This is a genomic window from Nonomuraea sp. NPDC059007, from assembly GCF_042740555.1.
Taxonomy (GTDB): domain Bacteria; phylum Actinomycetota; class Actinomycetes; order Streptosporangiales; family Streptosporangiaceae; genus Nonomuraea.
In genome coordinates, this window is the sequence record NZ_JBHYJD010000004.1 from 183,543 (window position 1) to 198,390 (window position 14,848).

At 68.5% G+C, this 14,848-nt stretch carries 11 protein-coding genes; 4 read left to right on the top strand and 7 right to left on the bottom strand.

Annotation, left to right across the window (positions count from 1 at the left end):
• Nucleotides 1-218 precede the first annotated feature (218 nt).
• Nucleotides 219-1,523, top strand: coding sequence for a PTS transporter subunit EIIC (locus ACFWY5_RS08215; protein WP_379609854.1), 1,305 nt, complete (start codon nucleotides 219-221; stop codon nucleotides 1,521-1,523).
• A gap of 228 nt (nucleotides 1,524-1,751) precedes the next feature.
• Nucleotides 1,752-2,171, top strand: coding sequence for an Rv3235 family protein (locus ACFWY5_RS08220; RefSeq protein ID WP_379609855.1), 420 nt, complete (start codon nucleotides 1,752-1,754; stop codon nucleotides 2,169-2,171).
• 150 nt (nucleotides 2,172-2,321) lie between these two features.
• Here the strand turns inward: ACFWY5_RS08220 and secA are convergent, their stop codons facing one another.
• Nucleotides 2,322-5,111 (bottom strand): preprotein translocase subunit SecA, encoded by a 2,790-nt coding sequence (gene secA, locus ACFWY5_RS08225; protein WP_379630909.1) that lies wholly within the window; start codon nucleotides 5,109-5,111, stop codon nucleotides 2,322-2,324.
• A gap of 228 nt (nucleotides 5,112-5,339) precedes the next feature.
• On the opposite strand from secA, the gene ACFWY5_RS08230 reads away from it, so the two are divergent.
• Together ACFWY5_RS08230 and ACFWY5_RS08235 are read left to right on the top strand one after the other, a co-directional pair.
• Nucleotides 5,340-5,582 (top strand): HGxxPAAW family protein, encoded by a 243-nt coding sequence (locus ACFWY5_RS08230; protein ID WP_184957727.1) that lies wholly within the window; start codon nucleotides 5,340-5,342, stop codon nucleotides 5,580-5,582.
• Between the two features lie 78 nt (nucleotides 5,583-5,660).
• A complete protein-coding gene (locus tag ACFWY5_RS08235; RefSeq protein ID WP_379609858.1) occupies nucleotides 5,661-6,839 on the top strand; it encodes a winged helix-turn-helix domain-containing protein in 1,179 nt (392 codons plus the stop codon).
• A gap of 541 nt (nucleotides 6,840-7,380) precedes the next feature.
• On the opposite strand, the gene ACFWY5_RS08240 is transcribed toward ACFWY5_RS08235, so the two are convergent.
• From ACFWY5_RS08240 to mtrA, 6 genes are all read right to left on the bottom strand, one after another.
• Nucleotides 7,381-8,082, bottom strand: a complete 702-nt coding sequence (locus tag ACFWY5_RS08240; protein WP_379609859.1) for a response regulator — start codon at nucleotides 8,080-8,082, stop codon at nucleotides 7,381-7,383.
• A gap of 374 nt (nucleotides 8,083-8,456) precedes the next feature.
• Nucleotides 8,457-9,119, bottom strand: coding sequence for a ribosome hibernation-promoting factor, HPF/YfiA family (gene hpf / locus ACFWY5_RS08245; protein WP_379609860.1), 663 nt, complete (start codon nucleotides 9,117-9,119; stop codon nucleotides 8,457-8,459).
• A gap of 630 nt (nucleotides 9,120-9,749) precedes the next feature.
• A complete protein-coding gene (locus ACFWY5_RS08250) occupies nucleotides 9,750-10,430 on the bottom strand; it encodes a ComF family protein (RefSeq protein ID WP_379630910.1) in 681 nt (226 codons plus the stop codon).
• Between the two features lie 48 nt (nucleotides 10,431-10,478).
• On the bottom strand, nucleotides 10,479-12,158 hold the full coding sequence (locus tag ACFWY5_RS08255; RefSeq protein WP_379630911.1) for an LpqB family beta-propeller domain-containing protein: 1,680 nt from the start codon (nucleotides 12,156-12,158) through the stop codon (nucleotides 10,479-10,481).
• Nucleotides 12,148-13,887, bottom strand: a complete 1,740-nt coding sequence (gene mtrB / locus ACFWY5_RS08260; protein WP_379609863.1) for an MtrAB system histidine kinase MtrB — start codon at nucleotides 13,885-13,887, stop codon at nucleotides 12,148-12,150. The genes ACFWY5_RS08255 and mtrB overlap by 11 nt, the downstream gene beginning before the upstream one ends.
• A gap of 19 nt (nucleotides 13,888-13,906) precedes the next feature.
• Nucleotides 13,907-14,584: an MtrAB system response regulator MtrA gene (mtrA, locus tag ACFWY5_RS08265; RefSeq protein WP_043620615.1), complete on the bottom strand. Its 678-nt coding sequence runs from the start codon at nucleotides 14,582-14,584 to the stop codon at nucleotides 13,907-13,909.
• Between the last annotated feature and the right edge of the window lie 264 nt (nucleotides 14,585-14,848).

Consider the following 14,848-nt stretch of genomic DNA (forward strand, 5'->3'; position numbering starts at 1 on the left):
CCCGAGATGGCGGCGCGCCCCGGTAGGGTCCACGCGGGCATGGCGCGGCCTGGCTGTTGCAGACCCGGTGTGCGGCGTCGTGGGCCGTCCGTGTCGCGGGTTGGGGCGTGGGTGTGGGTTGTGGGTGAGGCGGTGGCCGGGGCGTGGGGTGGTTGTTTTTGCCGTGCGCGCGCGTGGTAGGAATCCTGCATCCCCCGGCTGATCTTCCGGGGGGAACCATGAGCACCACGAGCGCCGAAGCCGGCACGTCCTTCTGGTCGTCGGCCTTCGCCGTCCTGCAGCGCATCGGTCGTTCCCTCATGCTGCCCATCGCCGTCCTGCCCGCCGCCGGACTGCTTCTCAGGTTCGGCCAGGACGATCTGCTGGGCCGTACCGACAACGCCTTTCTCGACCGGGTCGCGGCGATCTTCGCGGCCGCGGGCGGGGCGTTGTTCGACAATCTGCCGCTGCTGTTCGCGCTGGGGGTGGCGATCGGGTTCGCGAAGAAGGCGGATGGGTCTACGGCTCTGGCCGCTTTGGTGGGGTATCTGGTGTTCGACCAGGTGACGCGGAGGATGTTTTTCGAGTCGAGTGCGCCGGCCGTACACGACAAAGTGACGCAGACGCTGGTGGACGGGACGAGGGTCATCAACCAGGCGGCCTCTGCGCAGCCCACCGGCGTGCTCGGCGGCATCCTCATCGGGCTCGTGGCCGCCGTCCTCTGGCAGCGCTATTACCGCATCAAGCTCCCTACCTGGCTGGCCTTCTTCGGTGGTCGGCGGTTCGTCCCCATTGTCACCGCGGTGGCCGCGCTGCTGCTCGGCGTCCTCATCGGCCTCATCTGGCCGCCCATCGGCCAGGCCCTCACCAGCTTCGGCGACTGGCTGGCCACGAACTCCGCCCTCGGAGCCGGCGTGTACGGCGTGGCCAACCGCTTCCTCATCCCCCTCGGCCTGCACCATTTCGTCAACTCGATTGTCTGGACCGTCATCCCGGAGTGCACGGTCAACGGCGTCCACGCGGCCGGCGACCTCAAGTGCTACGCCATCGGCCAGCAGGGCGCGGGCATCTTCATGACCGGCTTCTTCCCGGTGCTGATGTTCGGCATCCCCGGCGCGGCGCTGGCCATCTGGCGCGCGGCGCCCAAGCACAGGCGGGCCGCGGTGGGCAGCATCATGGTCGGCGGCGCGCTGACCGCGTTCGTGACGGGGATCACCGAGCCGGTCGAGTTCGCGTTCATCTTCGTGGCGCCGCTGCTGTTCGTCGCGCACGCCCTGCTCACCGGTGCGGCGATGGCGCTCATGGCGGCGCTGGAGACGCGCCTCGGCTTCAACTTCTCCGCCGGACTTTTCGACATGCTCCTGAACGCCAGCAAGTCCAACACGTGGGGCCTCGGACTGATCATCCTGATCGGACTGGCGTATTTCGCGCTGTATTACGTGTTGTTCTCGTTCCTGATCCGGCGCCTGAACATCCCCACACCCGGACGCGAGCCGGAAGACACGCCCAGCAGTGCCAGTCCGGCGGATTCCGCCACGCCCTGACGGCCGGTTTCACGGCGTCCGAAAGGATTTCGCGCCGGTCGCAAGCCCGCGCGGCCGGTCCTTAACGCGATCATGCCCGCCCATCCTGGGGCTCCAACCCCAGATGATCTTCTTCGCCATTCTCCGCATATCGGCGGTCCCGGCGAGAAAGTCGGCGGCCCAGGTATCTGGCGGCGTGGCCGAAAACTCCTTCTTACGACGCCGATCCAACCCCCCTGAAGGAGCGCCGTGTCCCCAGAAATCGGAATCCTCCCGCTGCCCGAGCCGCCCTACGACGGCGACCGGCCCCGCGTCGACGGCGCGCTGGCACTCAAGCCGTTCATCTGGGGCCCGGCCGGGGCGCTGCCGGACGAGCGCCGGCTGCGGCTGTTCGGGCAGGCGCTGGCCGAGGTGCTGGCCGGAAGGCGACCGGCCGAGAACCTCGCCGACCGGTTCACCGAACGGGCCTACAACGAGTTGCTCCAGGCCGGGCGCATGATCGACACCGAGCGGCCGCCGTTCGTCGGAGTGCCGCACGTCAACGAGCCGCGGGACGGGGCGATCGAGATGTGCCTGCTGGTGCACGGCGGCGACCGCAGCCGCGTGCTGGCCGTGCGCCTGGAGCGCCGGGGAGTTCAGTGGGTGTGCACCGACTTCGAAACCGCCTGACGCGGCGCCGTACCGAAGAAAACGCCTGACGCGGCGCCGTACCGGAAAGGACTTCCTGACGCGGCGCCGTACCGGAGAGCGCCTTACCGGCGGACGGGAACGGAAAGGCCCCCGCGCCCGAGGTGGGGAGCGGGGGCCTTTCGCGGTGCGCTAGGCGGCGTTCTTGGGGTCGCCGTGGCAGCGCTTGAACTTCTTGCCCGAGCCGCACGGGCACGGCGCGTTGCGCTCGACGTTGCCGTAGGCGGCGCGCTCGGCGGCGGTCGTGCGGACCCTGGTGTGCTCGACCTCGCCCTGCTCACCGGGCGCGGAGTACTCCAGCTCGGCGGGACGCTCGGGACCACGCAGGCCGCGCGCGATGATCGAGCGGGTCTCCGCCATCATCTCGTCCTCCTCCTCGACGATCGGGTTCTCCTGAACCTCGACCTCGATGTTGAAGAGGAAGCCGACCGAGTCCTCCTTGATGCCCTCAAGCATCCCGGAGAACATCTCGAAGCCCTCGCGCTGGTACTCGATCTGCGGGTCCTTCTGCGCGTAGGCCCGCATGCCGATGCCCTCGCGCAGGTAGTCCATCTCGTAGAGGTGCTCGCGCCACTTGCGGTCGAGGACCGACAGGATGACGCGGCGCTCGAACTCGCGGGTCGCCTCGGCGCCGAGTTCCTCCTCGCGCCGGACGTAGGCGTTGAGCGCGTCCTCCTTGACCTTCGTGCTGATCAGCTCGGCGGTGACCTCCTCGCGGCCGCCGGCCTCCTCGATGAAGTCCTCCAGCTTGAGCGAGACCGGGTAGAGCTCGCCGAAGGCCTTCCACAGCTTGTCGAGGTCCCACTCCTCCGCGAAGCCCTCCGCGGTGGCGCCGGCCACGTAGCCGTCGACGACCTCCTCGATGAAGCCGCGCACCTGCTCGTGCAGGTCGGCGCCTTCGAGGACGCGGTGGCGCTCGGCGTAGATGACCTTGCGCTGGCGGTTCATGACCTCGTCGTACTTCAGAACTTCCTTGCGGATCTCGAAGTTCTGCTGCTCGACCTGGTGCTGGGCGGAGGCGATGGCCTTGGAGACGATGCCCGACTCGATCGGCTGGTCGTCGGGGATGTTGAGCCTGGTCATGATCATCTCGACCCTGGCCGAGTTGAACAGGCGCATCAGGTCGTCGCCGAGCGAGAGGTAGAAGCGGGACTCGCCGGGGTCGCCCTGGCGGCCGGCGCGACCGCGCAGCTGGTTGTCGATGCGGCGCGACTCGTGGCGCTCGGTGCCGAGCACGTACAGGCCGCCCAGGTCGGTGACCTCGTCGTGCTCCTCCTTCACCGCGGTCTTGGTCTTGTCCAGGACCTCGGGCCAGGCCTTCTCGTACTCCTCCGCGGTCTCGACCGGGTCGAGGCCCTTGGCACGGAGCTCCAGGTCGGCGCGGAACTCGGAGTTGCCGCCGAGCATGATGTCGGTGCCTCGGCCGGCCATGTTGGTGGCGACGGTGACGGCGCCCTTGCGGCCCGCCTCGGCGATGATCGCGGCCTCACGCGCGTGGTTCTTCGCGTTGAGCACCTCGTGCTGGACGCCGCGGCGCTTGAGCGCCTTCGACAGCCGCTCGGACTTCTCCACCGAGGTGGTGCCGATGAGAACCGGCTGGCCGGCGTTGTTGCGCTCGACGATGTCCTCGACCACGGCGGCGAACTTGGCGTCCTCGGTCTTGTAGACCACGTCCGCCTGGTCCTTGCGGATCATCGGGCGGTTGGTCGGGATCGGGACCACGCCGAGCTTGTACGTCTGGTGGAACTCGTTGGCCTCGGTGACCGCCGTGCCGGTCATGCCGGACAGCTTCTCGTAGAGGCGGAAGTAGTTCTGGAGGGTGACGGTGGCGAGCGTCTGGTTCTCGTCCTTGACCTTCACGCTCTCCTTGGCCTCGATGGCCTGGTGCATGCCCTCGTTGTAGCGCCTGCCGTGCAGGATGCGGCCGGTGAACTCGTCGACGATGAGCACCTCGCCGTCGGCGACGATGTAGTCCTTGTCCTTCTTGAACAGCTCCTTGGCCTTCAGGGCGTTGTTCAGGAAGCCGACCAGGTGGGTGTGCTCGGGCTTGTACAGGTTGTCGATGCCGAGCCAGTCCTCGACCTTGGCGACGCCGTCCTCGAGGATGCCGACGGTGCGCTTCTTCTCGTCGACGATGTAGTCGCCGGTGCTCTCCTCGCCCTGGTTCTTGGCCTCGACGCCGCGGCGGAGCCTGGGAACGATCTTGGCGAACTCGGCGTACCACTTGCCGGACTGCTCGCCGGGGCCGGAGATGATCAGCGGCGTACGCGCCTCGTCGATGAGGATGGAGTCGACCTCGTCGACGATGGCGAAGTTGTGGCCGCGCTGCACGCACTCGTCCAGCGACCACGCCATGTTGTCGCGCAGGTAGTCGAAGCCGAACTCGTTGTTGGTGCCGTAGGTGATGTCCGCCTCGTACTGCTTGCGCCGCTCGTCGGGCTGCTGGCCCGCGAGGATCATGCCGACGTCGAGGCCGAGGAAGCGGTAGATGCGGCCCATGTTCTCGGCGCCGACACGCACCAGGTAGTCGTTCACGGTGATGACGTGAACGCCCTTGCCGCTGATCGCGTTGAGGTACGCCGGGAGCGTACAGGTCAGGGTCTTGCCCTCACCGGTCTTCATCTCCGCGATGTTGCCCATGTGGAGCGCGGCCCCACCCATGATCTGCACGTCGAAGTGACGCTGGCCGAGCACGCGCCTGGCGGCCTCGCGCACGGTCGCGAACGCTTCGGGAAGCAGATCTTCAAGGGACTCGCCGTCGGCGTAGCGCTGTCGATACTCGTCCGTGAGCGCGCGTAGCTCCGCGTCGGCCATACTCCTGAAGTCGTCCTCGATGGAGTTGACCTGATCGGCGATGCGCTTCAGCTTGCGGAGGGTCTTGCCTTCGCCGGCACGTAGGATCTTGTCGAGAATGGCTGCCACTTTATGTAAAGCTCCTCGCAGGTCTACCCCGGCGGCGCCGCCAGGAGGAGAGGCCGAGACAAACTTCCCCGTTGCCATCGTAGGCGGTCTCGCTACCAGACACAGCCAATGCGACGGGCCACCCGCATCCCCCTTCTGGGAGAATGGTGTTTCGGCAGAGCGTATGCCGAAGTAGACCGATCTCGCACCAATGACTGGCTGGCGGGAGAACATAGGAAGGACAAGGCCATGTCAGGCGGACAAAACCTAGGCAATCACGCCGGCCGCGCGTCGTCGTGGCTCGCGGTGACGGTGGCCCTCGCGGGCTTTATCGTCGCCGGAGTCGGCATGCCCGTCGAGAGCTGGCTGATGATCTGGATCGGCATCGGCCTCGTCGTCGTGGGCGCCATCCTCGCTCTCGTGTTCGACATCATGTCCGACGTCGTCATCGACGCGCCGCGGGTCGGCATGCGAGCGGAGCACCACCGCTAGGACCTCCACGACGGCGGGCGCTCAGCGATCATGCCGGTGCCCGCCGTTTTGTCGGTGCCCCCCGTTAGCATTCCCGGCATGCTTCTGACCGCCGACGACGCCCGCCGGATCATCCTGCGCGCCCAGGGCCTGCTGGGCTCCGACGGCCGCAAGGGCGGCCCCCACGCCGTGCTCCGCAGACTCGGCGCCGTGCAGCTCGACACCGTCTCGGTGCTGGCCCGCTCCCACGAACTCGTGGCCTACGCCCGCCTGGGCGCGGTCGGCAGGCAGAAGGTCGAGCGCGCCTACTGGCACGCCCCGGCCCAGAGCTTCGAGTACTGGTGCCACGCCGCCTGCATCCTGCCCATCGAGCACTGGCCCCTCTACTCCTTCCGCCGCCGGGCGTACCGCGAGCGCCGCTTCCGCTGGCACGAGGTCCCCGACGGCGTGGAAAAGCTCCTCGATCAGGTACGGCGCAGCGGCCCCATCACCACCTCCGACGTCGGCGGCGCCAAGAACGGCGGCACCTGGTGGGACTGGTCCGATTCCAAGATCGGCCTGGAATGGCTGCTCGACATCGGCGAACTCGTCTGCACCCGCCGCGTGGGCTGGCGCCGCGTCTACGACCTGGCCGAACGCTCCGTCCCCGCCGACCTGCTCGGCCAGGACCTCACCGACGAGGAGTGCATCGTACGGCTGGCGGGCGTGGCCGGCCGTTCCCTGGGCGTGGCCACCACCACCGACCTCGTCGACTTCCTGCGCGTGCGCAACCACCACCGCTCGATCCTGGAGGAGTCCCTGGCCAACGGGGCCGCCGGCCTGGTCCCGGTAGAGGTGGCAGGCTGGGGACAGAAGGACAAGCCCGCCAAGGCCTGGGCCGACCCGGTGGCCCTGGAGTCCGCCCCGCGCGGCCGCCACCGCGCCACGCCGATCTCCCCGTTCGACTCGCTCATCTGGCACCGGGGGCGCACCTCACGCGTGTTCGGCTTCGACTACACGCTTGAGCTCTACGTCCCCAAGCACAAGCGCGTCCACGGCTACTTCACCATGCCGATCCTGGCCGGAGGCAGACTCATCGGCCGCGTGGACCCGGGCCGCGAGGGCACCACGTTCGTGGCCCGCCAGATCAGCCTCGAACCCGGCCTGTCGGTGTCCAAGTGGGGCGACTCGGTCCGCGAGGCGCTGTGGGAGGCGGCCTCGTGGGTCGGCTGCGACACGGTCCGCGTAGAGCGCGCCGACCCCTCCCTGACCACCCACCTCCAAGCCACCCCCACCTGACGCCCCCAGCCACCAACGGCACACCCTCCCGGAAATGCCCGCGGGTTACCGCCGAGAGAGAAGCGGCAGAACCAGGCACCCGACCTCACACGCGGGCAACGAGATTGCCGCCAGGCCGGGTACGGGCACGCACGGACTGCGACGCGGCGTCGGCAGATCAGGACCCTGCCATCCGGTCCACAGACAGGGAACCCGGATCGTCGCCGAGCCGGCCGGGGATCCCCGGGTGCGGGACACGCACGCCTGATGGCTCGACAAGCCAACGACCCTGTCCGCAGACGGAAACCCGAGCCCCGCCCTGGTGAGCGGGCTTCACGGAGAGGCGCGCCCTGGCAGCGCATGCGACGTCTCAGGAGACCGGGAGTGCAACCAGGGGGCACGCGGGCGGCCGTCGGCTCAGGTGAGGGCGCATGGCTTCCCGCCCTGCCCGACAAGCGTCCGCCAGGAGGCCGGGAGTGTGGGCGGCTGGCCGGTGGAGGGAAAGGTGGGTGGGGATCGCGTCCCGAGGTGGGAGCGATCCCCCTGGTAGGCGGCTATGTCGTCAGGTTATTTCCAGCATGCGCTCGCGCACCGCGTAAACCACGGCCTCCATCCGCGAGTGCAGCTGCAGCTTGTCCAGGATGTTGCGGACGTGGTTCTTCACCGTGTTCTCCGAGATGAAGAGCTGCTTGGCGATCTCCCGGTTGTTCATGCCCTTGGCCACCAGGCGCAGCACTTCCATCTCGCGCTCGGTCAGCCGGGGGACGGGGAGCTGGGGTGGCCGTTCGGCCTCCTTGCGGCTCATGTTGGCGAACTCGGTGATGAGTTTGGCGGCCATGGCGGGGTTGATGAGGGACTGGCCTTCGTGCACCCCGCGCACGGCGTCGGGGACGTCGTTGATCTGGACGTCTTTCAGCAGGTAGCCGGTGGCTCCCGCCTTGATGGCCTCGAAGAGGTCTTCTTCCTCGTCGCTCACGGTCAGCATGATGATGCGCGTGCTGGGGACCGAGGCCTTGATGCCCTTCGTGGCCTCGATGCCGTCCTGGCGCGGCATCCGCACGTCCATGAGCGCCACGTCGGGCATGAGGCGGTCGGCCATCTCGACCGCCTCCTGACCGTCGCTCGCCTCTCCGACCACCTCGATGTCGGCCTCAGCGGCCAGTGCCAGCGCGAGACTGCGCCTGATCAGCTCGTGATCGTCCACGATCAGCACGCGGATCGGCTCGTCTCTCTCCGGCGTGGGGGTCTCGCCGCTGTCAGCCACGGAGCCTCCTCAGCCGGTCGTCGGCCGAGTACCCTCGCCTGCCCCGCATGGTCACGGAGCCTCCTTCGGCTCCGCGACCGCCGCGTGCGGCCTGATCTGTCCGTGACGGGCGCCGCGCGGGATGTCACGCACGGCGCCGCTGTCGATGATCCGCTCGATCACACGGCCTCCCTGATCGGCCGCGCGACGGTGTTGTCGTCGCTTCGCGTGGGCTCGCCGATGGGAACTCCTCGCCGGAGGGCTTGGAGTTCGCAACCGCGAACGCTTCGCTCGCTCACGTCTCCTCCTCGTGGGGGGCCAGAGCCGTTGAACCGCCAATGATGGCACGGGTGCCGCGGTCCTAGGGTGGTCGAGAAGATCTTCTGATCCGGCGATCAGGGCTCGACGAGCCTCAACACGCCGTAGTTGTAGCCGCGCCGGTTGTACACGACGCTCGGCTGACCGCTCTCCTTGTCACGGAACAGATAGAAGTCGTGGCCGACCAGCTCCATCTCGAGGAGGGCCTGGTCGATGGTCATGGGTTCCGCTTTGTGATTCTTCTCCCGGACGATGAGCGGACCGTCGCCGTCCATTTCGATGGGGACGATGTCGTCGTACTGCTTGTCGTCAGGCAGGTCGTCCACTTCGGGTTCTGCCTGTTCGGGGACCACCTTGGCCTTCCGCGGCGCCGATTCGGCGACGTCGCCGAGGGTCGCGGTCAGCTCTGCCACCGAGGGGATGGCGTGGTTGCCGTGGTGGACCTTACGGCGGTCGGCCAGCCTCCTGAGGCGGCCTTCCAGTTTGTCGAGTGCGATGTCGAGGGCGGCGAATCGGTCGTCGGCCGACGCCTCGGCGCGGATGGCCGGGCCTCGGGAGTGAATGGTCAGCTCGACGCGCTCACGCTGGTCGGTGATGCGCGGATTGCGCTCCTTCGACACCTCCACATCGACTCGAATGAGCTTGTTGTCCAGACGCTCGATCCTGGCCAGCTTGGTCGTCACCAAGTCGCGGAACCGGTCGCTCACTCCTGTGTGCCGGCCCTTGACGATGATGTCCATGCAACAGCCCCCCTTCGTCTAACGACTGAGAAAGAGCACCCGACGACGTGCCTGCCGGGCGGGGTCTTCTGTCTGCCTTTCTCGCACCGTTACCCTCTTCCGACGATTCGTTACCGGGAACTCGGTGTATGGCACCCGCCCGGCCGACCTGGTCTTCGACCCCACATTCGCCTGCTGAGGGTTTCGCAGCTCTGCTGCCACTACTGCCCTTCTCTCCTGACGAGGGACATCTGGACCCTCGGGAAGGCAGGACTTACCCCTAAGCCGCACCGTGATCAGTCGACAAAGAGTCGCCTTACGTGGACCGTTTTGCCTGCGGCTGGCATCGGCTAGCAGAGCCGGGAGCCCCGGCTCTGCGCAACCACGGACCCGAACGGGTGCCATGTCAGAACGCTATCCGCATCGGGAAGGAATGTCAGCCGGAGGATCGGTCAAAGGATCACTTTCCGTGATTTTCTCTCGTCTTCCATGAGGCGTGAGATGCCCCTTTTGGTGGGGCCGTATCCCTTATGGACGCGCCTCTCTAGAGGGGTGAGCTGCCACAGCGCCCCGACCAGGCAACGTAGATGTGGCCCCAAGGTGAGACAGGCCACTGACACCCGTTCTCACCCAGTGTGATGGTAAAGCGTTTCAAGATCTTCGGCGTGTCGCGGCGATCGTCACGGCCGCCACCACCTCCGCCCCCGCCGACCGCAACGCCCGCGTGGCCTCGGCCAGCGTGGCGCCGGTGGTCACGATGTCGTCCACAAGGACCGCAGAGGCCCCTGGAGCGCCTCGCAGCCGACCGGTGACCCTGAGAGACGACCGAAGATTGGCGGCCCGCTCAGTGGCGCTCAGGCCCGCCTGGTCGGCCACCCGCCGCGCCTGCGCCAGCGCCGGAACCAGGACGGCCCGCACGCCCGCCGCCCGCATCCGCGAAGCCGCCAGGGCGCCGAGCCGGCGCACCGGATCGTGCCCACGCCCCCGTACGGCCCGCCGCGCACTCGGCACCGGCACCACCACGACACCCCCGCGCGGCCCGCCCGAACCCGCCAGCGCCGTGAGGGCCGTGTACGCCAGCGCCTCCCCCAGCGGCGCCGCCAGCCCGGTCTGCCCACGCTCCTTGTAGGCCAGGATCGCCTCCCGGAGCGACCCCGAGTAGTCACCCGCCGACCAGCACCGGGGCAGCCCGGCGGGCACCGGAACCGGCATCCGCTGCGCCACCGAGCCGACCCACCCGGCCAGGCAGCCGTCGCACACCCGCCCCATATGGGCCAGACCGCATCCCAGGCAGGCCTGCGGCGCCAGCACGTCCAGCAAAGCGGTGAACATGACGCACAGCCTGCCGGGCGTCACCGACAGTTCCGATCCCGGACGGTCTCATCCCAGCGGGAAGATCGGCTCCTGCGAGGTCTCCTTGACCTTGGTGACCCACCCCTGCTGGTCCTTGAACTCCAGGATCTCGGCGGGGCCGCCGGTCGCCTCGTCCAGGGTCCCGGCCATGATCTGCGGCCCCAGCGCGGCGATCGAGTCGAGGCGCTTGTCCGAGGTCAGCGTGGCCGTCTCCCCGTCGCCGACGTCGATCTCCATGAGCGTCTGCCCGGCCTTGCCCGAGACCAGGACGAGCAGGTGCTCGCCGTCGCGCCAGGCGATGTCCTTGACCGTCTCGCCCTGGCGGACGGTCAGCAGTTGCTGGAAGTTGCCGAGCATCAGCCCGAGGCTGCCGCCGGTGATGGCCCCGACACGCACTTCCCTGTCGCCGACCCCGGCGGCCACGCGTACCCCGTCACGCGAGATCCGGAGGTCGGTGACGTCCTTGCCGTCGAGTTCCGGGGCCGCCACCCGCGTGGGCGCGCCGCCCGGGTCGCGGCGCAGGACGGCGCCCGAGCCCTTCTCGAACGCCCACAACGATCCGTCGCGATGCCAGGAGGGCGAGGTGAGGCGGCCCTCCATGACCCGCTCCCACTTGCCGTTCGGATTGACCGGCGCGACGTAGATGCCGTCGGCGCCCACCGCCGCGACCTTGTCACCGTCCTTGGAGAGGGCTTGGCCGGTGTAGCCGTTCGGCTTTCCCGCCTGGCCGTTGACCGCGTTGCCCGCGCCCTCGGTGCTGGTGAAGTGCACCGCGCCGCCGGTGGTGTAGTAGGAGGGGCTCTTCGTGGACGGATACCAGGTCTGGGCGTCGTTGGGCTGGATGCCCAGGATGTACGGGTCGCCGTTGTGCATCACGTCGATGGGCTGCGCCGCGGTGACCTTCTCCAGGCTGGCGCGGAGCTGGGCCTTGAAGGCGTCGGTGTCGGCCAGGGCGGGCGCGCCGCTGAGGCTGATGACGACCTTGTCGTCGGTGGCGGTGACGGAGTCCACGCCGACGTTGCCGGTCAGCGCGGTGCCGACGGCGCCGCGCAGCGCGCTGCTCGGCCCCTTGAGCAGCCGCTCGATGATCGTCTCAGCGAGGTTCTCGCCCGGCTTGAGCCGCAAATGGACCGCGTCGGAGACCAGCAGCCCGTCCGGCTTCTGCGCGCCGTTGAGGTAGTAGAGCAGCGTGGGGCGGTAGGCCCGGTCGACATCGTCGGCCCGCATCATCAGGCCGTTCTCCAGCCCGCCGTCGACGCGCCAGCCGCCCGCCTCCTTCTTGAGTCTGAAGGTCAGCGTCCGCTTCTCCGTGTCGGACACGTACCGGTCGTCGTCCTCGATGCGCGCGATCTTGTTGGCGGTGAGCTGTACCGTCCCGTTGTCCTCCTTGAACGTGGGCGGGTCGATCACGGTGATCGGCCCCACGGGACGCCAGGCGTTGCGCGCCCTCTGCGTCATGTACTGCAGGAGCGTCGTGGGGTCGTCGGGGTAGGCGGCCATGGCGGCGAGCATCCCCTCGACGACCTTCCGCGGAGTCCAGTCGTTCCTGGGCGGGGAGACGATCAGGCGCACGAACGGCTTGGTCAGGTCGCCGCCCACCGCCTCCTCCGGCGCGGTCGGGCTGCCCACCGGGATGACCGCGCAGCCGCACGACAGCACGAACGCGAGCGTGAGCACCGCGGCCAGGGCCCGTCTGCTACTCGTCATGGAGATCCCCCGTGGCCGGGGTGAGCACCGGCGTCATGTGGCCGCGCCAGGTGCGGCGCATCTCCACCTCGGGCGGCACCAGCGACAGCGGCGAGCCCTTGAGGTCGAGCCCCGCCGCCCTGGGCAGCGTCAGGCGGAACTGCGAGCCGTCCCCCGGCTGCCCCCACGCCTGCAGCCAGCCGCCGTGCAGCGTGGCGTCCTCACGCGAGATCGCGAGGCCGAGCCCGGTGCCGCCGATGGTCCTAGCCCGCGAGGGGTCGGCCCGCCAGAAGCGGTCGAAGACCATGTTGTCCTCGCCGGGCTTCAGACCAACCCCATGATCCCGTACGGCTACCGCCACCGAGTCCCGGTCGGCCCCCACCGAGACCACGATCTCCTTGCCCTCGCCGTGCTCGATGGCGTTGAACAGCAGGTTGCGCAGGATCCGCTCGACCCGGCGGCTGTCGATCTCGGCCATGCAGGGCTCGCTGGGCAGCCGCAGCTCGAAGCGGGTGGAGTGCCGCTCGGCCAGCGCCTCGGAGTCGGCGATCGCGCGCAGGACCACGTCGCGCACGTCGGTGGAGTCGAGGTCGAGCGTGGCCGCGCCGGCGTCGTAGCGGCTGATCTCCAGCAGGTCGGCCAGCATCGACTCGAAGCGTTCGAGCTGGGCCTGCATGAGCTCGGCCGAGCGCGAGGCCATCGGGTCGAAGTCCTCGCGGGCGTCGTAGAGCAGGTCGGCGGCCATGCGCACGGTGGTCAGCGGGGTGCGCAGCTCGTGCGAGACGTCGGAGACGAACTGCCGCTGGACCTGCGAGAGCTCCTCCAACTGGTGGATCTTCAAGGCCAGGTTGGCGGCCATCTCGTTGAAGGAGGTGGCCAGGCGGGCGAGGTCGTCCTCGCCGCGTACCTTCAATCGTTCGTCGAGCTTTCCCGAGGCCAGGCGCTCGGCGGCCTGGCGGGCCAGCCGTACCGGAGTGACGACCTGACGCGCGACCAGGTAGGCGATGGCGGCGAGCAGGAGCACGAGGCCCACGCCCACGACGACCAGGAGCTGGCGCACCGAGGTGAGCATCTCGACTTCCTGCGTGAGCGGGAAGAAGTGGTAGAGCTCGTAGTTCTGGACGCCGGTCTCGCCGGGGACGCTGATCACGACGCCGGTGGCCAGGGTGGGACGGGGCTCGCCCTTGACCGGGATGGTGGTCAGCCAGGAGTAGGGGTGGTCGAACTTCTGGCGCTTGACGTCGCGTTCGAGGTACTCGCTCAGCTGGAGCGGGATGTCGGCGGGGTTGACGTTGCCGATGGCGCGGGATCTGCCGGGCTCGTGGGGGTTGAGGACGAGCAGGTCGTAGCGCAGGCGCGGGGCGTTCTCGCTGACGCCGGCGATGGCGTTGAGCACCTGGTCGAGCGGGTCGGGCGGCTGCTTCTTGCCCGCTTCTCCCGCTTTGGAGTCCTCGGGCTGCTTCTGGGCCAGGGCGGCGAGGATCTGGGTGCGGTCGCTGAGCGCCTCGTTCATCGCCGCGCGGGCGCGTCCGTTGACGACGCTTTCGTTGATCTCCTGGAACAGGAAGGCGCCCAGCACCGCCACCACGGTCATGGAGATCACCAGCGTGCTGGTGACCACCTGGAGCTGGAGCGAGCGGCGCCAGACGCGCCTGACCGTGCCCACCGCACGCCTGGTCCGCCGCCGGACGCCGCCGAGGATCTGGCGGAGCGTACGGCGGCGGCCGGCCTTTTTCGTCGTCGGGGGCATGGCTCGGGGTGGTCCGGCGCTAGGCCGGGCCTGCCTTGTATCCCACGCCGCGGACCGTCACCACGATCTCCGGGTGCTCGGGGTCCTTCTCGATCTTGGCCCGGAGCCGCTGGACGTGCACGTTGACCAGACGGGTGTCGGCCGCGTGCCGGTAGCCCCAGACCTGCTCGAGCAGGACCTCGCGGGTGAAGACCTGGCGCGGCTTGCGCGCCAGCGCGACGAGCAGGTCGAACTCCAGCGGCGTGAGGTTGATGGTCTCCTCGCCGCGCTTGACGGAGTGGCCCGCCACGTCGATGGTGATGTCGCCGATCTGCAGGATCTCAGGTGTCGGCTCGTCGGTACGGCGCAGCCGCGCCCGTACCCGAGCCACGAGCTCCTTCGGCTTGAACGGCTTGACGATGTAATCGTCGGCCCCGGACTCGAGTCCGAGTACGACGTCGATCGTGTCGCTCTTGGCGGTGAGCATCACGATCGGAACCCCCGACTCCGCCCTGATCCTGCGCGCGACGTCGATGCCATCCGCCCCCGGCAGCATCAGGTCGAGCAGAACCAGGTCCGGGCGTGTATCCCGGAACGCGTCGAGGGCCTTGTCGCCGTCGGAGACAAAGGATGGTTCGAAGCCTTCTCCGCGCAACACGATGCCAAGCATCTCGGCGAGAGCGGCGTCGTCGTCGACGACCAGCACGCGACCTTTCATGGCCCCTCATTCGTTCTACGCATTGTGGGACATACCCGCATGATTGCTGTAGGTTACCCTTGCCCAGCTCATGGGTGTGACTCCAGCACATCAAAAGCCGAATTTTAGACTTGCAGCGGCGTCCACCTTCTCAGTCTGCGGTAACCGGCCGACTTTCGGCTATCCCCGAAGTTCTGCCCGGGCCGGAAACACCCTGGAATGCAGGGGTAGTTCAGCCGGGCGAAACGACCGCGTGACCCCAATGAGTCGCCCACCATGCCAGGA